Source organism: Terrabacter carboxydivorans (genome assembly GCF_039532035.1).
Lineage (GTDB): Bacteria > Actinomycetota > Actinomycetes > Actinomycetales > Dermatophilaceae > Terrabacter > Terrabacter carboxydivorans.
The window spans coordinates 166,638-186,885 of the sequence record NZ_BAAARE010000012.1 but is presented as its reverse complement, the minus strand read 5'-3'; the positions used below and the strand labels follow the sequence as shown (position 1 = coordinate 186,885).

The window sequence follows — 20,248 nt, the reverse complement described above, 5'->3', positions numbered from 1 at the left end:
CGTGATGACCAGTCGCGCCTTTGACATGGCTGAGCATGCTCAGCACCACACCCTGTCGCCGATGACCCGAGACAGGGTGTCGCCGATGTCTTGAGACACCTGTCGCGGATGTCCTGAGACTGGACACTGCCCCCGCTACTGATCGCGTCAGCGAAGACGAAGGGCCCGGAGAGATCCGGGCCCTTCGTCGTGTTCCCGGTCGGGTCGTCGCCCGAGCATGCGGTCGGGTCTGGCGTGTCCCGGTCTGCCACGGCAGGCTGTGCTCGAAGGGATGTCCGACCTGCAGCACCTGCGATGGCGGCGGCGAGAGGGGGAACGCGTGGCCGAGAACGCCCGCGACCGGGCCGCGCGCCTGATCGCGCGAGGCAACCCAGGCGGACTGCTCTACGGCGCGATCATCACCGGCGCGGTCATGAGCGCGACGGCCAACCACGCACCCACGACGGCCCGGGTCGTCGTCGCCGCGGTCTTCGTGCTCGGGATCTACTGGCTGGCCGACGTCTACGTGCGCGCGTTCGCGGACCAGTTCCACCACGGGCGTTCGCCGCTGCCACGGCGCCTGCTGGCGGCGGCACGTCACGAGTCGCGCGTGCTGGTCGGTGGCGTGCCGGCGATCGCGGTGGTGGCCGTCGCCTCGCTGCTCGGTGCGGGGACGGCCCTCGCGGTCAGCCTCGCGCTCTGGCTGACCGCCGTGGAGCTCGGGGCCGTGGGCTACCTCGCCGCCAGGTACGTCGGTGCCGACCGGCGAGCCGCCGTGGGGGAGTCGCTCGCGGCGGCCCTGCTCGGGCTCCTCATGGTGCTCGCCAAGACGTTCCTGCACTGAGCCCTCGGACCGGCAGGGCCCGGACGTGGCTCAGTCCTGCGGCAGGTCGAGCACGAAGTCGGCGGGCAGGCCCTCGACCGAGACCTCACCGGTGGCATCGACGACCACCGACACCGTGGCCTCACCGACGCGGAGCCCCTTGACAGTCAGTGCGCCGAACGGCTGCGACGACGGTGGGCGCACCCGCACGCGGCGGCCCGGCACATCCACCGTGATGCCCAAGGCGACGGTGAGCACGGCGACCGACGACGCGGCCGCCCAGGCCTGCGGCCGGCACGACGCCGGGTAGGGGGCCCACTGGCCGATCGTCGCCGAGTCCGCGAAGAGCTCGGGCAGCCGGTAGTCGAACGCCTCGCCGATGTCGAGCAGCTTCGTCGCGACGACGGCGGCCTGCTCCGTGTGGCCCTCGCGCGCCATGCCGAGAGCGCAGATGGCGGTGTCGTGGACCCACACCGACCCCGTGTGGTAGCCGATGGGGTTGAAGCCGCCGTTGTCGGTCGCGAGGGTGGCGATGCCGAAGTTGCCGAGCATCGTCGAGCCGACGAGGGTGTCGGTGACCGCCTGCGCCTCGACGGGAGTCAGCGACCCGGTGCCGAGGACGTGGCCCATGTTGGACCCGACGCCGTCGACCGGGCGCGCCGTGCTGTCGATGGCCATGGCCAGGTAGCGCCGATCCGTCGGTCCCACCCAGAACCGGTCGCGAATCCGATGTCGTAGCAAGGCGGCCCACTGCTCGAGCTCTGCCGCCCGCGTCGCGTCGGACACCGGTACGGCGTTCCCGTCCGAGAGGTCGGTGCCGCGGGCGGCGGGGTCGCCCAGCTCGCGCAGGAGGGCGGCGGCCCCGACGGCTGCCTCGACGGCATACGCCTGCGCCTCGACGAGCGCGATCGGCGACGCCGCGAGGCTGCCGTCGCGGAAGCGCATGGAGTCGCCCGAGTCCTTCCACCCCTGGTTGGCCAGCCCGTGCCCGCTCTCGTCGACGTACTTGATGAAGCCGTCGTCGTCCGGGGACGCGTGGTCGGTGAGCCACGAGGCGGCCGCGCGCAGGTGCGGCAGGAGCGAGCGCACCTCGTCGGCGGGCATGCCCCACCGCCAGGCGTCGTGCAGCAGGCAGATCCACAGCGCCGTGGCGTCGACCGTGCCGTAGTAGACGGGCGGGAGCGTGAAGTCGACGGACACGTCCTCGTATGCCGTGCGGCGCAGCTCGTGGGGGATCTTGCCCGGCGCCTCGGCCGTGTCGGCATCACGAGCGGTGCCCTGGCGGCGGGCGAGCGCACGGAGGGTGCCGGCGGCGAGGGTGGTCCCGAGCGGCAGCATCATCCGCGCGGTCCAGAGCGAGTCACGCCCGAAAAGCGTGAGGTACCAAGGTGTTCCGGCGGCAGCGAAGACGTCGGCGGAGTCAGCCGGGTCCCGCAGCAGCAGGCTGCGCAGGTCGGCGAGCGAGGCGTCCAGCAGCTTGCCGAGGCGCGGGTCGCTCGCATCGACCGAGAGGCTCTCGGGCCAGTCCACGGCATCCGACCCGGCGTCGGCGGCGAAGTGGCTGTCGACGCGGCGCTCGGTCTGCACGGCGACCTCGACGTGACGTTCGGTGCCGGGCTCGACGGCCAGGGCGAAGGTCGCCAGAACCCCCGCGGGACCGATGTCGAGGCGGTCGGGCGCGGGGGAGAAGGTCACCCGGACCGACTGGGCGTCGGTGTGCCAGTGGGCGTCGCCACGGACGTCGGGGTCGGTGCCGTCGTGCCCGTGCCCGGGGTGGGCCTCGAGCAGCTCCCCGGTCGCGACACCGGCCTTGACGGGTCCGATGTCGGCGCCGTCGCCGCCGATCCGGATGACGAGCGGGGCCGCGACGGGCTGCGAGGCGCGGGAGGCGACGATGACCTGCTCGCGGAGGGTGCCGCCGGTGAGCCGGCGACGTCGACGCAGCTCGACCGTGGGGTCGGGGCCGGAGTCCCCGAGCCCACGGGCGGAGGTGAAGAACTCGCTGCGCGGGCCGCGGCTGGAGTGCGCCACCTGCACGAGCTGTGCCGTTCCGAGGCCGACGGTGAAGTGCGAGACGACGCGCTGGTCATCGACGAAGAAGCCGTGGGCCCCCCGGCCGGTCATCGAGCCGTCCGACCCGCTGAGGGCCGTGCCGTTGCCGTCGACGCAGATCGCCAGGTCGTGCAGCCAGGGCTGCTGCCCCTGCGGTTCCGGCGCCGGTTCCGGCGCCGGCGCCACCGGCTCAGGACCGGGCGTGGGAGCAGCCGCGGCGGCGTCGATGGCGTCGTGGCGGTGCGTGGTCATGGGCCCTCCGGCTCGTGCTCGTTGCTTCGTCGTCGATCGGGACGTCACCCACCCTCTTGACACTCCCGCGCCGAGAGCACAGTATCCGGATGGCCATATGTGCGTTTAAATCACTACGGTTTGAACGTTCCACTCCGAAGAGACGGCGTCAAGGGTGACTTCGAGTTCTTCTGCCGCGCGGCGGACCACGATCATCGATGTCGCACGCGCCGCGTCGGTCTCGCGCCAGACGGTGAGCAACGTGATCAACTCGCCGGAGCGCGTCGCGCCCGACACCCTCGCCCGCGTCCAGGCCGAGATCGAGCGGCTCGGCTTCCGTCCCAGCCGGGCGGCGCAGTCGCTGAAGCAGGAGCGCGCCGGCGCCTGGGGTCTCGAGCTCAACTCGGCCGGGTTCGGGCGGCTCGGCGCGATCCTCGACACGTTCCTCATCGAGCTGACGACCGGTGCCGCCGAGCGGGGCTCGCACGTCGTGCCGTTCACGGCGGCAGACTCCGCCGAGCCGTTGCCCGCCTACGAGCGCCTCGTCGCGAGCCGGGTCGCCGACGGCTTCGTGCTCACCGACACGCGCCGCGACGACCCGCGCCCGGCCTGGCTCGAGGCCCACCGCGTGCCGTATGCCGCGTTCGGCCGGGTGTGGGACGACCCGGGGATCACCTCGTGGGTCGACGTCGACGGTGCCTCGGGAGTCGACGCCGCCGTCCGGCACCTGGCGGACCAGGGCTACGAGCGCATCGGCTACCTGGGGTGGCCGGAGGGCTCACCGGTGGGCGACGACCGCCGCTCCGGCTGGGTGCGGGCCACCACCGACCTCGGTCTCGCACACCCCGAGTGGCAGGCGACGAGCACGCAGTCCCTCCCGGCGGCGTGCCGTGCCGCGGCCGGCCTGCTCGACCAGCTCGGCCTGCCCGGCCGGTCCGCCCGACCCGGACGACCTGGCCGCAGCGGCCCGGGCGTCGCGATCGTGTGCGCCTCCGACGCCCTCGCCCTCGGCGCCTGGCGCGTGCTGGTCGAGCGAGGCCTGGAGCCCGGCGTCGACGTCGGCCTCGTCTGCTTCGACGACACCGACATCGCAGAGGCCCTCGACCTCAGCAGCCTCCACCAGCCCCTCGATCGCGTGGCCGAGCGCGTGCTCCACCTGCTCGCCACCGGCCCCGACTCCCGCGACCCCGCGGGCGGTCTCCTCCTCCCCCCCGAGCTCGTCGTCAGGTCCAGCTCGAAACCTGCGGGCAACCGCACGACACGGAAAGAGAAGTGACATGAGAGCACCCAGCACGCGCGGCGCAGCCGCGCTGGCTCTCGCCGCCACCGGCGCGCTCGTCCTGAGCGCCTGCGGTGGAGGCGGCTTCAGCAGCAGCAGCAACCAGGCGCCGCAGAGCACCGCGAAGGGGCCGGTCAAGCTGACCGTCATGATCGGCAGCTCCGGCGACGCCGAGACCAAGGCGGTCAAGGCGGCCGCCGACGCCTGGGCGAAGAAGTCCGGCAACCAGGTCGAGGTCATCGCCGCGGCGGACCTCGGGCAGCAGCTGGGCCAGGCCTTCGCGTCCACGACCCCGCCGGACGTCTTCTACACCGACGCCTCCAAGGTCGGCACGTTCGCCAAGGCCGGCAACCTCTATGCCTACGGAGACCAGGTCAAGGACGCGAACTTCCTCCCCGCTCTCGTGCAGGCCTTCACCTACGACGGCAAGTTCTACTGCGCGCCGAAGGACTACTCGACGCTCGCGCTCGAGATCAACACCGACCTCTGGAGCAAGGCGGGCCTCACCGACGCCGACATCCCCAAGGACTGGGCCAGTCTCGAGGCCGTGGCCAAGAAGCTGACGTCGGGCAAGGTCACGGGGCTCGTCATCGGCAACGACATCAACCGCAGCGGCGCCTTCATCAAGCAGGCCGGCGGGTGGGTCGTCTCAGCGGACGGCAAGACGATGACGGCCGACAGCGCGCCGGCCAAGGCGGGTCTGGCCGAGGTGCAGAAGATGATGAAGGAGGGCATCCTCAAGTTCAGCTCCGACACCTCGCCGGCCACCGGCTGGGGTGGCGAGGCGCTCGGCAAGGGCGTGGCCGCCATGACGATCGAGGGCAACTGGATCAGCGGCGCCAAGAAGGACTTCCCGAACCTCAAGTACAAGGTCGTCGAGCTGCCGGCCGGTCCGGCCGGCAAGGGAACCCTGCTCTTCAGCAACTGCTGGGGGATCGCGGCCAAGTCGGCCAACCACGGCCCGGCGGTCGACCTCGTCAAGTCGCTCATCACGACCGACCAGCAGATGGCCTTCGCCGACGCCTTCGGTGTCATGCCCTCCACGGAGGAGGGCGCCAAGGCGTTCGCCTCGAAGTACCCGGACTCGCAGGCCTTCGTCACCGGCGGGCAGTACGCCCAGGGCCCGGTCAACCTGCCGGGCTTCGACGACGTCATGAACAAGTTCAACTCGCAGCTGGCCACGATGGGCAAGGGCGGCGACCCGAACGCCTGGCTCGCGGAGCTGCAGAAGAACGGCACGGCGGCACTCGCCGGCTGACCCCCTGGCGGTGGCGCCCGTCCGCATCGGCGGGCGCCACCTCCACCACGTCACTCACCACGCAGGAGGGGCCATGGCCCGCATCGACGACGAACGGCCGCTCGAGGACGTCGTCATCTCCCGAGGCGCCCGCGCCGCGCAGGTGGCCTCGGCCGAGGCAGGCAAGCCCGCGGGCCAGGCGGCCGTGCCGGGGGAGCGACCCCCTCGCTCCCGCGGCGGCATACGCGGTCGTGAGGGCACGGCAGGCTGGGTCTTCGTGGCCCCGATGATCATCATCCTGGGGCTCTTCCTCGTCATCCCGATCGGCATGGCGCTCTGGGTGAGCTTCACCAACTGGCAGGGCAACACCAACCCCTTCGCCGTCGGCCAGGGCACCGACGTCGTCGGTCTGAAGAACTACACCGATCTGTTCGCCCGGGACGGCCTGACGCGCGACAACTTCATGCAGTCGATCGGCAACACCTTCTACTACGTGCTGCTCGTCGTGCCGCTGCAGACCGTCCTCGCCCTGGGGCTCGCCCTGCTCGTCAACAACAGGATGCTCAAGGGGCGCAGCTTCTTCCGCACCGCCTTCTACTTCCCGTCGGTGACGAGCTCCATCGCGATCGCCACGGTCTTCCTCTTCCTCTTCTCCAACACCGGCGCCGTCAACGCCTTCCTCGGCTTCTTCGGCATCGACGGGCCGCAGTGGTTCAGCGACAGCCGGGGGCTGCTGCACCTGGCGTTCAACGCCGTCGGGGTGGACAACCCCGGGTGGGCGCAGGGCCAGATCCTCGGCCGCAGCCTCTGGGACTGGCTCTCGGGCCCGTCGGTCGCGATGTTCGTCATCATCTTCCTCGTCATCTGGACGACGTCAGGCACCTTCATGCTGATGTTCATCGCCGCCCTGCAGGACCTGCCCGTCGAGATCGACGAGGCAGCAGCCCTCGACGGCACCTCCGGGTGGCAGAAGCTGCGCCACGTGACCCTGCCGATGATCAAGCCGGCGCTCTTCCTCGTCATCACGCTCGGGCTCATCGGGACGTGGCAGGTCTTCGACCAGATCTACGTCATGGGCAAGGGCGCCCCCGCGGGAACCACGCTCAGCCCGGCGTTCCTGTCGTACCAGCAGAGCTTCGGCAACTTCCGCTACGGCTCGGGTGCGGCGATGGCCTTCGTCGTCTTCCTCATCATCATCGTCCTGACCCGGGTGCAGCGCTACGTGCTGACCGACAAGGACGAGCGCAAGCCCCTCTTCCGACTCGGAGGCCGCTCGTGAACACCCGCAGGTCCAACCCCGTCAAGACGATCCTGCTCTACACCGCACTGCTCGCCTTCGCCGTCCTGTTCATCTACCCGTTCCTCATCCAGATCGCGACGTCCTTCAAGACCGACCCGGACGCCGCGAACAACCCGCTGTCGCTGGTCCCGAACCCCTTCACCGCGCAGGCATGGCTGCGGATCTTCGGGGCGGGCGGGGACGCGTCGGTGCCCATCACGACGTGGCTGCAGAACTCCGTCCTCATCACGCTCGTCGTCACCGCGGGCCGCGTCTTCTTCGACTCGCTCGCCGGCTACGCGCTCTCGCGCCTGCAGTTCCGAGGGCGGCGAGCCGTCTTCACCGCACTGCTCGCGGTCATGGCCGTGCCGGGAGTGGCGCTGCTCATCCCGAAGTTCCTCATGGTCAACTACCTCGGCGTCTACGACACCTACACCGCGATGATCCTCCCCCTCGTCGTCGACGCCGCCGGGGTCTTCATCATGAAGCAGTTCTTCGACTCGGTGCCGGTCTCGATCGAGGAGGCGGCGCGCATGGACGGTGCGAGCATCTTCCGGACGTTCTGGTCGGTGGTGCTGCCCATGGCCAAGCCGGCGCTCATCACCCTGACGATCCTGTCGTTCCAGGGATCGTGGAACGAGTTCTCGCACTTCCTCGTGGTGACCAAGGGGACCCCGGAGCACCAGACCCTGGTCACGGGACTCGCGAGCCTGACCAGCGGTCAGCTCGGCGCCGGCACGCAGTACCCCCTCAAGCTCGGCACCGCCCTGCTCACGACGATCCCGGTGGCGCTGATCTTCTTCGCCCTGCAGCGCTACTTCATCCGGGGAGCCAACGAAGGAGGGGTCAAGGGCTGACTCGGCGACCGTCCGGCGCATTCCGCCCCGGAGCGCGGTCCGGGTCTGGGACAGTCGCACTCTCGGGGTCTGCCACGCAGGAGGTGCGTCATGACGCCGAGCCCACGAACCAGCCGTCGACACGGGCGGGGCCAGGGACCTGGACGGGGTCCGGGTTCCGGTGTCAGCAGGCCGGGGCGCCCGACCGGGGCGCGCGCCCGGATGTCGACGGGGGCTGCGATGCTCGTGCTCATGCTCGGGTCGGTCCTCCTCTCGGCGCAGGGCGCGGCCGCCGCCACCGCGCCGGGACGCGCGATGTGGGTCTGGTCGTGGTCCGACCCCGCATCTGTCGTGCAGCTGGCCCAGTCACGCGGCGTCAGCACCCTCTTCGTCGCGGTGCCGCCCGACCTGACGACGAGCCCGACCCTGCCCACGGTGCGTGACCTCGTGACGCAGGCCCGCACCGCAGGACTGCGCGTCGACGCGCTCGGCGGCGATCCGGGGTGGGTCGACAACCCGGCGTGGGCGGTCGACCACTGGGTGCGGCCGACCATCGCGACGGGCTTGTTCACCGGGCTGCACGTCGAGGTGGAGCCGTGGACGACGGCGGCCTGGACGACCCGTCAGTCCGCGACCGTGTCGGCCTACCTCACGCTGCTCGACCGGCTCGTGTCGGCGAGTGGGGGTCGCCCGGTGGAGGTCGACATCCCGTTCTGGTTCAACCAGGTCAAGGCCGGCAAGAGGTCGACGCTGGACCGGGAGACGATGCGCCGGGTCTCGGCCGTGACGATCATGGCCTACCGCAACACCGCGGCCGGCACGGACGGCACTCTCGCCATCGCGGCGGCAGAGCTCACCGCCGCAGCAGCGCTCGGCAAGCCGGTGCGCATCGGGCAGGAGACGAACTACCTCGGGCCCGACCCGACCGAGGTCAAGCAGACCTTCTACGGCCAGACCCTCTCCCGGATGAGCGACCAGCTCGCACAGGTGGATTCAGGTGCGCGCGCCTACGCGACCTATGCCGGGGTGGCCGTCCACGACTACACGGGGTATGCCGCGATGGCTCCGTGACGCGCGACGTCCTGGGAGGTCGGTTGGGGACGCCGGTGCAGGTCGGACGGGTCAGCGCGACAGGCTGCGGACCGGAAGCTCGAACCACCGCAGGTGGTCGAAGTCGACGTTGACGTGCGCCTCGTCGCACCGCTCCGGCGTGGCGGCGGCAAGGATCTCGCGCGCCTCCGCGAGATGGCCGGCCAGCGCGTCCTCAGCCGCCCGCTCGTGCTGCGCGGGGTAGGTGAGGTGCCCTTCCTCGAAGCTCAGCTGGTGCAGGCGAAGAGGCGGCTCGACCGGGCCGCCCTTGTGCCTCCACAGTCCCGTCGCCGGCTCGAAGACGTAGTCCCCGAGCAGGCGCCACCCGTCGCGGGCGACGAGCCGGACCGCGTCGATGACGTAGTCGGCGACGACGTCGGAGATGAAGTAGTTGAAGTTGACCCGCACCCAGCCCGGCTTGATGCCCTCGCAGCCGCGGCCGATCTCGCGCTCGAACTCGTGCGACCGCTCGAGGTCGATGCCGAGCAGGTAGTGGCCGTAGGGGCCGGCGCACGAGCAGCCCCCACGGGCCTGGATGCCGAAGAGGTCGTTGAGGACGGCGACGACGAAGTTGTGGTGCAGGTAGCGCTCGCCCTGGGCGTGGATGACGAAGGAGACGATCGACAGGCGCTCGGCGTCGAGGTTGCCGAGGATCTCGATCGCGGGCTCCTGCTGCCACGCCTCGACGGCCCGGCGGAGGAAGCGGTCCTCGCGCGCGCGGATCGTCTCCGTGCCGACCGCCTCCTTGAGCTTGAAGACGAGGCCGGCGCGGATCGACTCGATGATGGCAGGGGTGCCGCCCTCCTCGCGGTGCGCGGGGTCGGCGAGGTAGTCGTGGTCGTCGGGGTTGACGTAGGCGACGGTGCCGCCACCGGGGACGTCGGGCACGCGGTTGGTCATGAGCTCTCGGCGCACGACGAGCACACCGGGCGTGCTGGGTCCGCCGATGAACTTGTGCGGGCTGAGGAAGACGGCGTCCTTGTATGCCGTGGGGTCGGCGACGCCTCGTCCTCCCCGGCCGTACATCTCGATGTCGACGTACGGGGCCGCCGCGGCATAGTCCCAGAAGGCGAGGGCGCCGTGCTCGTGGAGCACCGAGGAGATGGCGTCGGTGTCGGTCACGATGCCGGTGACGTTGCTCGCGGCCGAGAACGAGCCGATGAGCAGGGGCCGGTCGGCGTGCTCGACGAGCCGTGCGCGCAGGACGCCGATGTCGACGTGCCCGTCGAGGTCCTGCGGGATGACGACGACGTCGGCGACGCACTCGCGCCACATCACCTCGTTGGAGTGGTGCTCGTAGGGGCCGATGAAGATGACGGGTCGCTGGTCGACGGGCACGAGCGCGCTTGCGTGCCAGCGGTCCTCGAAGTTCGACGGGATGCGCAGGCCCAGGATGCCGACGAGCTTGTCGATCGCGCCGGTGCATCCCGAGCCGGCGAAGACGACGACGGTCTCGTCGTCGCCGCCGACGGCGTCACGGATCGTCCGGCGGGCGTCCTCGCGCAGCCGGGTCGTCTGCAGGCCGGTGCCGGAGCTCTCGGTGTGCGTGTTGGCGTAGCGGGGGAGCACCTCGTCGCGGATGAAGTCCTCGATGAAGGTCAGGCCGCGGCCCGAGGCGGTGTAGTCGGCGTAGGTGACGCGGCGGGGGCCGTAGGGCCCGTGCATCACCTGGTCGTCGCCGATGACGCTGCTGCGGATCGTGTCGAGAAGGTCGTCCTGACTGGCTGGCCCCATGCCGGCAGCATACTGCGCAGTGATGCTATCTGACAAAGCAATAACATCAGGTTATGTACGCCATGACGGGATGCGACGTGCCGGCTACCTGGGGTCGGCGACGCAGATGACCGTGCCGGCGCCGCCGGCGGCATCCGCGCTCGTGAAGGCGCCCTGGGCCCCGTGCGCGGAGCATAGGCGGAGGGCCGCAGCCTCGTCGGTGGGCACGTTCTTCTCGATGTAGGTGACGCTGCCGAGTGAGCTCGCGTCACCGCAGTCGACCGTCCTGAAGTCGTTGGTGCCGACCGCTGCCACGCACTGGCCGGTGCGGATGCCGTGGGTCCCGTCGTCCGCGGTCAGGGCGCGGACGAGCAGGAACGCGAGGATCGCGACGAGGGGGACGACGAAGGGCCGCAGACGCGCGAGACGACCGGTGGCAGCGGCGCCCCCGCCGGGAGTGGAGGCGCCTGCGGGAGCGGAGGCCCCGCTTGGAGTGGAGGCGCCGGTGGGGGCGGGGACGGGGCTGTCGGTCATGAGGGCTTGGCTCCTGGGCGTCGGGTGGCGAGTGCGCCGAGCGCATTCTCCACGTCCGCGGTGCGCAACGGGTCGATTCTCCTCGACCGACCGCCGGCGTGACGTCGCATAGGGTCGAGCCGTGACAGCGATCTCCTACCCCCTCGCCGAGCGCACGCTGGCCAACGGCCTGCGAGTCATCGTCAGCGAGGACCACACGGTGCCCAACGTCGCGGTGAACCTCTGGGTCGGCGTGGGCTCACGCCACGAGACCCCGGGGCGCACCGGGTTCGCCCACCTCTTCGAGCACCTGATGTTCCAGGGCAGCCGCAACGTCGCCTCCGGCGAGCACTTCTCGGCGCTGATGGACGAGGGGGCCCGCCTCAACGCCACGACCTGGTTCGACCGCACGAACTACTTCGAGACCGTCCCCACCGGTGCGCTCGAGCTCGCGCTGTGGCTGGAGGCGGACCGGCACGGCCACCTGCTCGACGCCCTGACGCAGGAGAACCTCGACAACCAGCGCGACGTCGTCAAGGAGGAGAAGCGCCAGCGCTACGACAACGTCCCCTACGGTTCGGCGCTCATCGACATCTACGCGACCGTCTTCCCCGAGGGCCACCCCTACCACCACCCCACGATCGGGTCGATGGAGGACCTCGACGCCGCCACGCTCGAGGACGTCCACGACTTCTTCCGGGCGCACTACGGACCCAACAACACGGTCCTGACGCTCGTCGGTGACCTCACCCCGGAAGAGGGCTTCGCCGCGGCCGAGACGTACTTCGGGTCGCTGCCGGCGATCGAGCTGCACCCGCGTGAGCGCCACCCCCAGCTGCCGCCGCTCGCCGAGCCGGTTCACCTCGACCGCGTCGGCGACGTGCCCAACGACCGCCTCTACATCTCCTTCCGGCTCCCGGTCGACACGACCCCCGACTACCTCGCCTGCCAGGTCGCCGTCGACGTCCTCGGCGGCCTCGCCAGCTCGCGGCTCGTCCGCCGCCTCGTGCGCACCGACGAGACGGCCGTGGCCGTCGGTGGCTGGACCATGGGCCTCGTCGACGGGTCGGGCCTCGGCACGATCACCGTCGACGTCTCCGCCGGCGCCGACGTCGAGCAGATCGAGGACGCCGTGTGCGAGGAGATCCGCCGCTTCATCGACGAGGGCCCCGACGCGGCCGAGCTCGAGTCTGTCATCGCCGACACCGAGCGCTCGTGGCTGAGTGCGCTCGCCAGCATCGAGGAACGGGCCGACCACATCAGCCACCACGCGCTGCTGACGGGCGACCCGGCCTACGTCAACACCTTCGTCGACCGCATCCGAGCCGTGACCGCCGAGCAGGCCCGGGCGGCCGCGGCCGCGTGGCTCGACCCGGGGTCGCGGGCCGTCGTGCGCTACCTCGCCGACGAGGCCGCCGACGATGCCGCCGACCCGACCCCGCAGGCCGACACCACCGACACCACTGACACGACCGACACGACCGACACGACCGACACGGACCGCCGAGAGTCGGAGGAGGCCTCATGAGCACCGTCGCCCGCCCCGTCGTGGCACCCCCCGAGCCGTGGGAGTTCCCCGAGGGCGCCACCTTCGACCTGCCCAACGGCCTGCGGCTCGTCACCTACGACGTGCCGGGCCAGTACGTCGTGTCGGTGCGCCTCGGCCTGCCGGTGTCGCTGCGTGACGAGCCGCGCCGCTGTGAGGGCGTCGCCTCGATCATGGCGCGCACCCTCGACGAGGGCACCGAGCACCACACCGCCGAGGAGTTCGCGCGGCTGCTCGAGCGCAAGGGCGTCAGCTTCGGCGCCGGCATGGCCGACTCCGGTCTGTCGATCGACCTCGACGTCGTCAAGGGCAACCTCGAGCCCGCCCTCGACCTGCTGCGACAGGTCCTCACGGAACCCGCCTTCCCGCAGTCGGAGGTCGCCCGCCAGGTGCGCACCCGCATCGCCGAGATCGAGCAGGAGCGGTCCGTCGCCGCCCACCGGGCCGGGCTGGAGTTCGTCCGCACCTTCTACGCGCCGGAGGACCGGTCGTCCCGACCCACCGGCGGCACCCGCGAGACGGTCTCGTCGATCACCCGCGACGACGTCGTGGCCTTCCACTCCGAGCACGTGGTGGCCTCCGGGGTGACGGTCGTCGTGGCCGGCGACCTCGCGGGGCTCGACGTGCCGGTGCTGGTCGAGGCCGCGCTGGGCGGTTGGGTCAAGGGGCCGCGCCAGCGCGAGCGGCACCTCCAGCACGCGGCTGCCCTCGCGCCCGACCGCGGCCGCATCGTGCTCGTGTCGCGACCTGGCTCCGTGCAGACGGAGTTCGTCATCGGCGCTCCCGGCCCAGACCGGTCGGTCGAGGGTGGGTGGGCGCCCTACCCGGTGCTCGGCTTCGTGCTCGGGGGCTCGCCGAACGCCCGCATCGACGCGGTCCTCCGCGAGGAGAAGGGCTACACCTACGGCATCCGGTCGAGCTTCCGACCGCGGCGGCGCGGTGGGGTGTTCCTGACCTCCGGCTCGGTGCGCGCGGACTCCACCGCGGAGTCGCTCCGCCTCCTCGTCGAGATCCTCGAAGGGGGTCGGGACGGCTTCAGCGACAAGGAGATCCGCAGCGGCGTGGACTTCATCTCCAAGACCGCGCCGGGTCGCTACGCCACGGCCGACGCGATCGCCGACGAAGCGGTGGCCATGGCGCTCGACGGCCGCACGACCGCCTTCACGACCGCCAACCTGCGCGACCTCGCGACCGTCGACCGCGCGCGGGTCGACGCGGCCTACGCCCGCTTCGCCGCGGGCGCCGGCATCGGCGCAGGATCGCCCGGGACCGGGTGGACCGTCGTCATGGTCGGAGACGCCGCCGAGCACCTCGAGGCGGTCGAGGCCCTCGGTCTCGGGCCCGTCACCGTCGTCACCGACCCCTGACCACACCCACCCTCATCCACCGAACGCAGCGTTCGGTGTCGAACTCACTGGTAGAACACGGAGTTCGCCACCGAACGCTGCGTTCGGTCCGAGGGGTGCGGCCGGCGAGCGCGTCAGCCCTGGGTCGCGGGCGTGAGGCTGCGCTCCATGACGAAGTCGTCCTCGAGGACCCCGCCGACGAGGAAGCGCTTGGTGCCGACGCGCTCGAAGCCGCTCTTGCCGTAGAAGCGCTGGGCCCGCTCGTTCTGCTGGTTGACGCCGAGCCAGACACCGGCCGCGCCCTGCTCGTGCGCCCACGCGAGGGCCTGCTGCATGAGCAGCGCGGCGGTGCCGGTGCCGTGCGCCTGCGGCAGCACGTAGATCTTCGACAGCTCGACCGTCGGCCGCAGCCGGATGGCCGCCCGGACGTCGTCGTCGGAGGGCTCGCCGCCGACGAGCATGGCGTAGCCCAGCGGGGCGCCCGCCTCCTCGGCCAGGAGGAGACATCGAGCCGGGTCGGCCAGGTAGCCGGTGAAGCGCGCGGGCGAGAGGACCTCGTCGACGAAGGCCCGGACCCGGTCCTGCGTCATCGACGGCGGGCAGGCAAGCGCGAACGTCGCCGCGGCGACCTCGGCGAGCGTGGTGACGTCGCCGGCACCAGCGCGTCGCACGACGAGCCCTGAGCCGGTCGCGCCCGTCGAGGGTGCAGGGTCACGGGGGTCGGTGCTGCGGGTGCTCATGCCGAGAGGCTAGGCGTCGCAGCGCGGCTCACCCAGCAGCGCCCACCCGTCGGCCACCTCGCGCTCACCGGGGGGGTGCCCCGGGGCTCACGACGAAGGCATCCCGATGCGCGAGAGCACCTCGTCGTGCAGCAGGCCGTTGGTCGCCAGGGCGTTGCCGCTCCAGCAGCCCTCGCGCCCGTCGAGCCCGGTGAAGCGGCCGCCCGCCTCCTGCACGATGGCCACGAGCGCGGCCATGTCGTGGACGGCCAGCTCCGGCTCGGCCGCGATGTCGGCAGCCCCTTCGGCTACGAGCATGTAGGACCAGAAGTCGCCGTAGGCGCGGGTGCGCCAGCAGTCGTCCATGAGGTCGAGGAAGTCGTCGCGGCGGCCGCGGACGCGCCATCCCGCGAGCGAGGAGTACGACAGCGACGCGTCGCCTAGGCGGCCCACCTGCGAGACCGAGATGCGCCGGGCGGACGAGAGCGAACGCCCCGACCAGGCTCCGGACCCGGTGGCCGCCCACCAGCGGCGTTGCAGGGCGGGCGCGGCGACGAGGCCGAGCACCGGCACGTTGTCGACGACGAGGCCGATGAGCGTCGCCCAGACGGGCACGCCGCGGACGAAGTTCTTGGTGCCGTCGATGGGGTCGATGATCCAGCGCCGCGGGCCGTGGCCCGTCGCCTCGAACTCCTCGCCCTCGACGGCGTCACGCGGTCGGGTGCGCTTCAGCTGGTGCCGGACGAGCTCCTCTGCGGCGCGGTCGGCATCGGTGACCGGGGTGAGGTCGGGCTTGCTCTCGACGACGAGGTCGGCGGCGCGGAACCTCGCCATCGTCACCCGCTCGACGGCATCCGCCAGGACGTGGGCCAGCCGCAGGTCGTCGTCGTAGGAGGTCACCGGGTCAACCTAGCGGCATCGGGCGCAGGCGGGGGAGCCGAGACCGAGGCCGTATGCCGTGGGCGCCCGTATGCCGCTGGGGCTCAGTGCTCCTCGGTCGTGGTCCTGCTGCTGAGCAGCCGCCGGAGGGACTCGAGGCGTGAGGCGCCCGCGGGTCCGGCGTGGCCGCCCGCGACCCACGCGTCGAGCGCGCACTCCTCCTCGTCGTGGGTGCAGCCGCGTGGGCAGTCGTCCGTCCCGGCGGCGAGGTCGGGGAAGTGGTCGATGATGTGGTCGACGTCGATGTGGGCGAGTCCGAACGACCGGATGCCGGGCGTGTCGATGACCCAGCCGTCGTCCGAGCCGTCAGCGCTGCGCAGGCGCAGGGCCACGGCGTTCGTCGAGGTGTGACGACCTCGGCCGGTCGTGTCGTTGACGATGCCCGTCGCGCGCAGGGCGCCGGGCACGAGTCCGTTGACCAGCGTGCTCTTGCCCACCCCGGAGTGGCCGACGAGCACCGAGACCTTGCCCGACAGCCGGGCCCGCAGCGCCTCGAGCCCGGAGAAGTCGCCGTCCTTCCAGGACGTGACGACGTGCTCGACCTCGAGCGGCGTGTAGTTGGCGAGGAACTCGGTGGGGTCGACCAGGTCGGCCTTGGTGAGGGCGAGCAGGGGCTCGAGGTCGGCGTCGTAGGCCGCGACGAGGCACCGGTCGACCATGCGCGGGCGCGGCTCCGGGTCGGCGAGGGCGGTGACGATGACGAGCTGGTCGGCGTTGGCCACGATGATGCGCTCGTAGGGGTCGGTGTCGTCGGCCGTGCGGCGCAGGACCGAGCGTCGCTCCTCGATGCGCACGATGCGGGCCAGCGCGTCGGGGCCGCCGGCGAGGTCTCCCACGAGAGCGACGTCGTCACCGACGACGACCCGTGTGCGTCCGATCTCGCGGGCCTTCATGGCGGTGACGACGCGCTCGGGCTCCTTCTTGCCGAGGACCCCCTTGGGGATCAGGCAGGTGTAGCGACCGCGGTCGACGCCGATGACCATGGCCACGACGGCGTCCGCGTGGGCAGGACGCTCCTTCGTGCGGGGCCTGGACCCCTTGCGGCTCGGGCGGACCCGGATGTCGCCCTCGTCGAGGTCCCGCCAGCTCATCGGGCGAGCACGACGTGGCCGGTGCGGTCGAGCATGCCCTGCCAGAGGCCGACGAAGTCGGGCAGGGTCTTGCGCGTCGTGTCGATGTCCTCGACGTGGACGCCCGGCACCCGCAGGCCGATGATGGCACCGGCGGTGGCCATGCGATGGTCGTGGTAGGTGCGGAATCGCCCACCGTGCAACGGTGCCGGTGAGATCCGCAGACCGTCCGCCGTCTCGGTCACGTGGGAGCCGACACCGCCGAGCTCGGCCGTGAGGGCCGCGAGCCGGTCGGTCTCGTGGCCGCGGATGTGGGCCACGCCGCGGATCCAGGTGGGGGTGGAGGCGAGGGCGGCGAGAGCCGCCACCGTCGGCGTCAGCTCGGCGGCGTCGTGCAGGTCGATGTCGATCCCGACGAGCTCGCCGCTGCCGGTGACGGTGAGCCCGGAACGGTCGAGCCGCACGTCGGCGCCCATGCTGTCGAGGATCTCGCGCAGGAGGTCTCCGGCCTGGGTGGTGTGCTGCGGCCAGCCGGGGACGCGCACCGTCCCGCCCGCGACCAGCGCTGCCGCGACGAAGGGCCCGGCATTGCTGAGGTCCGGCTCGACCGAGACGTCGAGGGCGTTGATCTCGGAGGGCTCGACGCGCCACGTGTCGGGCTCGCTGTCGTCGACGATGGCACCCGCGTCGCGCAACGTCTCGACGGTCATGAGGATGTGCGGCTCGCTGGGCACCGGCTCGCCGGCGTGGTGCACGGTGACGCCGTCTCCGTAGCGGGCACCTGCCAGGAGCAGGGCGGAGATGAACTGCGACGACGCCGAGGCGTCCATGGTGACGGGCCCGCCGGGCACGTGACCGCGCCCGTTGACCGTCACCGGCAGGTGCCCCTCGTCGTCGTCGACCTCGACGCCAAGGGCGCGCAGCGCGTCGATGACCGGGCCCATGGGCCGCAGGCGGGCCTGCGGGTCGCCGTCGAGCCGGACCGGACCGTCCGCGAGCGCTGCGACCGCCGGCAGGAAGCGCATGACGGTGCCGGCCAGGCCGCAGTCGATGCTCACCCCGCCGGCCAGCCTCTCGGGCGGCGTGACCACCCAGTCGGGGACCCCGCCGGCCACCGCCTCACCCTCCGGCACGACGTCGTCGATGCGGACACCGAGCGAACGCAGGGCATCGGCCATCAGCAGCGTGTCGCGGGACCGCAGCGGAGCCCTGAGGCGCGACCGGTCCGTCGCGAGCGCCGCGAGGACGAGGTAACGGTTCGTCAGGGACTTGCTGCCCGGGAGGACGACCGTCGCGTCGAGCGGTCCGGGAGCGACCGGGGCCGCCCAGTCGGGCGACGACCCGGTGCCGGCCGGGGCGGAGGAGCCGGCGGACTGGGTGCTCACGGGCGTGGGGTGGGGCGATGGTTCGGCGGGACTCAACTCAGCTCACGACGTCCTGGGCTCGATGGGCGAGCAGCCGCGCCTCACGCTGGGCGGTCCGCTGGGCGTGACGGGCCTCGCGGCGCGTCGTCTTCGTGGCGTGCTGGGCGCGCCAGGCGAGGCCGGGGCGACCCTCGGTGTCGACGGCGGCCAGGAGCAGGCCACCGAGCAGGCCGACGTTCTTGAGGAACAGGCTGCGGCTCTGGGCCTTGCGCGTGGGGTCGGTCTCCTCCCAGAACGCGTGCTCGATCGCCGTGGTCGGGACGATCGAGGCCGCGAGCACGGTCGAGGCCAGACGCGGCATACGGCCCGTTGCGAGGAGCAGGCCGCCGCCGAGGAGCGCCGCGCCGTTGACCCGGACGAAGAGGTCGGGGTCCTTGGCGGCCACGTCGGCTCCGGGGACCTGGTCCGGCACCTTCTGCAGCAGGTGGGCGGCCTGAGGGGTGCGCGCGGCAGGGTTGCGCAGGGCGTCGACCCCTGCTGCGACGAAGACGGACGCAAGGAGCGGACGGGCGAGACGGCGGACGATCATACGATTTCCTCCTCTGGCCGCAGTGCGCCGGAGCGCGCCGTGGCCATCGTGGACGTGTGGACACCTACGGTATCGACATACCCGGACGAGCTGCGGGCACGCCCACGTCGGGACGTCCCACGAGCCACCCGGCATACGCTGTGGCGCATGTGCGGGAGGTATGCCGCGAGCGCGCGGCCCGACGAGCTCATCGAGGCCTTCGACGTCGACGAGGACCACATCGACGAGCCCGCGCGCAGCGTGCTCAAGAGCCCCCAGAGCCCACCGGCGGGGGAGCCCGACTGGAACATGGCCCCCTCCAAGCAGGCGCCCGTCGTGCTGACGCGGCGCCCGCGGGGAGCCGACCCCGAGGCCGGCCAGTCGGACGGGCAGCCGGCCCCTGCCCGCCAGCTGCGGCTCCTGACGTGGGGACTCGTCCCGTCGTGGTCCAAGGACGTCAAGATGGGGCTGCGCATGACGAACGCGCGGGCCGAGTCGGTGCTGGGCAAGGGCGCCTTCGCCAAGGCCGCCCTCTCCCGCCGCTGCATCGTGCCGGCCGAGGGCTGGTACGAGTGGCAGGTCTCGCCCACGGCCGTCGACGCCAAGGGCAAGCCGCGCAAGCAGCCGTTCTTCATCCACCGGGCCGACGGCGCCCCGGTCGCCTTCGCCGGCCTCTACGAGTTCTGGCGTGACCGCGAGCTGCCCGACGACGACCCTGCGGCCTGGCTCACGACCTTCACCATCATCACCACGGCGGCCGACCCCGGGATGGACCGCATCCACGACCGGCAGCCGCTCGTGCTCGAGCCGGGCCAGTGGGAGCAGTGGCTCGACCCCGACGAGAAGGACCCCGGCTACGTCCAGGGTGTCCTCGACTTCGCCGACCCCGGCCGGTTCGAGGCCCATCCCGTCAGCCGTGCCGTCGGGGCGACGCGCAACAACGGGCCGTCGCTCGTCGAGCCCGTCCCGGAGTCCGAGCTCGAGGGCGTGGTCGACCCGATGACCGGAGAGGTGATCGGGGCATGACCGCCCCGATCCGGGCGACCGTGCGGGAGATCGACACCCCGGGTGGCCCGGCGCGGGCGCACGTCCACCGACCGGCGCGCCCGCACGGCACCGTCGTGCTCGGCCACGGGGCCGGGGGAGGCCTCGGTGCGATCGACCTCGCCATCGCCCGCGAGGTCCTCGTCGGTGCTGGCTGGGCCGTCGTGGTGGTCGAGCAGCCGTGGCTGGTCGCCGGCCGCCGGGTCGCCGGGCGGCCGCCCACCCTCGACCTCGCTTGGGTGCCCGTCGTCGAGGCCCTGCTCACCGGCCGCGGGCGGCTGCCCCGGCCCCTCGTCGTGGGTGGCCGCAGCGCCGGGGCACGCGTCGCGTGCCGCACGGCCGGGGCCCTCGAGGCGGACGCGGCGCTGCTGCTGAGCTTCCCCCTCCACCCGCCCGGCCGGCCCGACCGCCTGCGCGCCGACGAGCTGGCGCTCGCTCCGGACCCCTCGTGGGTGCTCCAGGGGTCGAGCGACGCCTTCGGCACCCCCGACGAGGTGCGCCCGTACCTGCCGCCCGGTGCCACGCTCATCGAGGTGCCCGGGGCGCACAGCTTCCCCGGCAGCTCGCGCGCCGCCCTCACCGAGGCCCTGACGGCGGTCGCGGGAATGCTCCCCGCCTAGG

At 72.0% G+C, this 20,248-nt stretch carries 18 protein-coding genes; 10 read left to right on the top strand and 8 right to left on the bottom strand.

The genetic code is table 11. The features are described from left to right. The first annotated feature begins 319 nt into the window (after positions 1 to 319). Positions 320 to 823 carry a hypothetical protein gene (locus tag ABD297_RS14935; RefSeq protein ID WP_344255823.1) on the top strand — a complete coding sequence of 168 codons (504 nt, stop codon included), beginning with the start codon at positions 320 to 322 and terminating at the stop codon, positions 821 to 823. Positions 824 to 853: 30 nt separating this feature from the next. Here the strand turns inward: ABD297_RS14935 and ABD297_RS14930 are convergent, their stop codons facing one another. After that, positions 854 to 3,106 carry a glycogen debranching N-terminal domain-containing protein gene (locus ABD297_RS14930; RefSeq protein ID WP_344255822.1) on the bottom strand — a complete coding sequence of 751 codons (2,253 nt, stop codon included), beginning with the start codon at positions 3,104 to 3,106 and terminating at the stop codon, positions 854 to 856. 154 nt (positions 3,107 to 3,260) lie between these two features. On the opposite strand from ABD297_RS14930, the gene ABD297_RS14925 reads away from it, so the two are divergent. The 5 genes from ABD297_RS14925 to ABD297_RS14905 all read left to right on the top strand — a co-directional run bounded on the left by ABD297_RS14925 (position 3,261) and on the right by ABD297_RS14905 (position 8,787). Next, a complete protein-coding gene (locus ABD297_RS14925; RefSeq protein ID WP_344255821.1) occupies positions 3,261 to 4,361 on the top strand; it encodes a LacI family DNA-binding transcriptional regulator in 1,101 nt (366 codons plus the stop codon). A 1-nt stretch (position 4,362) separates the two neighbouring features. Next, complete coding sequence (locus tag ABD297_RS14920; RefSeq protein ID WP_344255820.1) at positions 4,363 to 5,622, top strand: extracellular solute-binding protein; 1,260 nt, start codon at positions 4,363 to 4,365, stop codon at positions 5,620 to 5,622. 73 nt (positions 5,623 to 5,695) lie between these two features. Next, the gene (locus tag ABD297_RS14915) at positions 5,696 to 6,880 is read left to right on the top strand and encodes a carbohydrate ABC transporter permease (RefSeq protein ID WP_344255819.1); all 1,185 of its coding nucleotides are present in this window, start codon (positions 5,696 to 5,698) and stop codon (positions 6,878 to 6,880) included. Continuing rightward, positions 6,877 to 7,737: a carbohydrate ABC transporter permease gene (locus tag ABD297_RS14910; protein WP_344255818.1), complete on the top strand. Its 861-nt coding sequence runs from the start codon at positions 6,877 to 6,879 to the stop codon at positions 7,735 to 7,737. Before ABD297_RS14915 ends, ABD297_RS14910 begins: the two co-directional genes overlap by 4 nt. A gap of 201 nt (positions 7,738 to 7,938) precedes the next feature. After that, positions 7,939 to 8,787, top strand: coding sequence for a hypothetical protein (locus ABD297_RS14905; protein ID WP_344255817.1), 849 nt, complete (start codon positions 7,939 to 7,941; stop codon positions 8,785 to 8,787). A gap of 51 nt (positions 8,788 to 8,838) precedes the next feature. Here ABD297_RS14905 and ABD297_RS14900 read toward each other — a convergent pair whose 3' ends face one another. Beyond that, positions 8,839 to 10,539: an aminotransferase class V-fold PLP-dependent enzyme gene (locus tag ABD297_RS14900; protein WP_344255816.1), complete on the bottom strand. Its 1,701-nt coding sequence runs from the start codon at positions 10,537 to 10,539 to the stop codon at positions 8,839 to 8,841. A gap of 84 nt (positions 10,540 to 10,623) precedes the next feature. Beyond that, on the bottom strand, positions 10,624 to 11,052 hold the full coding sequence (locus ABD297_RS14895) for a hypothetical protein (RefSeq protein WP_344255815.1): 429 nt from the start codon (positions 11,050 to 11,052) through the stop codon (positions 10,624 to 10,626). Positions 11,053 to 11,173: 121 nt separating this feature from the next. On the opposite strand from ABD297_RS14895, the gene ABD297_RS14890 reads away from it, so the two are divergent. Then, on the top strand, positions 11,174 to 12,559 hold the full coding sequence (locus ABD297_RS14890; RefSeq protein WP_344255814.1) for a M16 family metallopeptidase: 1,386 nt from the start codon (positions 11,174 to 11,176) through the stop codon (positions 12,557 to 12,559). Then, the gene (locus tag ABD297_RS14885; RefSeq protein ID WP_344255813.1) at positions 12,556 to 13,944 is read left to right on the top strand and encodes a M16 family metallopeptidase; all 1,389 of its coding nucleotides are present in this window, start codon (positions 12,556 to 12,558) and stop codon (positions 13,942 to 13,944) included. Before ABD297_RS14890 ends, ABD297_RS14885 begins: the two co-directional genes overlap by 4 nt. A 113-nt stretch (positions 13,945 to 14,057) precedes the next feature. Here ABD297_RS14885 and ABD297_RS14880 read toward each other — a convergent pair whose 3' ends face one another. The 5 genes from ABD297_RS14880 to ABD297_RS14860 all read right to left on the bottom strand — a co-directional run bounded on the left by ABD297_RS14880 (position 14,058) and on the right by ABD297_RS14860 (position 18,604). Next, positions 14,058 to 14,663 carry a GNAT family N-acetyltransferase gene (locus ABD297_RS14880; protein WP_344255812.1) on the bottom strand — a complete coding sequence of 202 codons (606 nt, stop codon included), beginning with the start codon at positions 14,661 to 14,663 and terminating at the stop codon, positions 14,058 to 14,060. Positions 14,664 to 14,750: 87 nt separating this feature from the next. Next, entirely contained in the window at positions 14,751 to 15,542 is a 792-nt protein-coding gene (gene hisN, locus ABD297_RS14875) for a histidinol-phosphatase (protein WP_344255811.1), read from the bottom strand. A gap of 83 nt (positions 15,543 to 15,625) precedes the next feature. Continuing rightward, positions 15,626 to 16,672, bottom strand: coding sequence for a ribosome small subunit-dependent GTPase A (gene rsgA, locus ABD297_RS14870; RefSeq protein WP_344255810.1), 1,047 nt, complete (start codon positions 16,670 to 16,672; stop codon positions 15,626 to 15,628). Beyond that, a complete protein-coding gene (aroA, locus tag ABD297_RS14865; protein ID WP_344255809.1) occupies positions 16,669 to 18,036 on the bottom strand; it encodes a 3-phosphoshikimate 1-carboxyvinyltransferase in 1,368 nt (455 codons plus the stop codon). The genes rsgA and aroA overlap by 4 nt, the downstream gene beginning before the upstream one ends. A gap of 37 nt (positions 18,037 to 18,073) precedes the next feature. Beyond that, on the bottom strand, positions 18,074 to 18,604 hold the full coding sequence (locus tag ABD297_RS14860; RefSeq protein WP_344255808.1) for a DoxX family membrane protein: 531 nt from the start codon (positions 18,602 to 18,604) through the stop codon (positions 18,074 to 18,076). Between the two features lie 147 nt (positions 18,605 to 18,751). Here ABD297_RS14860 and ABD297_RS14855 point away from each other — a divergent pair, with 147 nt between their 5' ends. Beyond that, positions 18,752 to 19,609 carry an SOS response-associated peptidase gene (locus ABD297_RS14855; protein ID WP_344255807.1) on the top strand — a complete coding sequence of 286 codons (858 nt, stop codon included), beginning with the start codon at positions 18,752 to 18,754 and terminating at the stop codon, positions 19,607 to 19,609. Continuing rightward, a complete protein-coding gene (locus ABD297_RS14850; RefSeq protein WP_344255806.1) occupies positions 19,606 to 20,247 on the top strand; it encodes an alpha/beta hydrolase family protein in 642 nt (213 codons plus the stop codon). The genes ABD297_RS14855 and ABD297_RS14850 overlap by 4 nt, the downstream gene beginning before the upstream one ends. The last annotated feature ends 1 nt before the right edge of the window (position 20,248 follow it).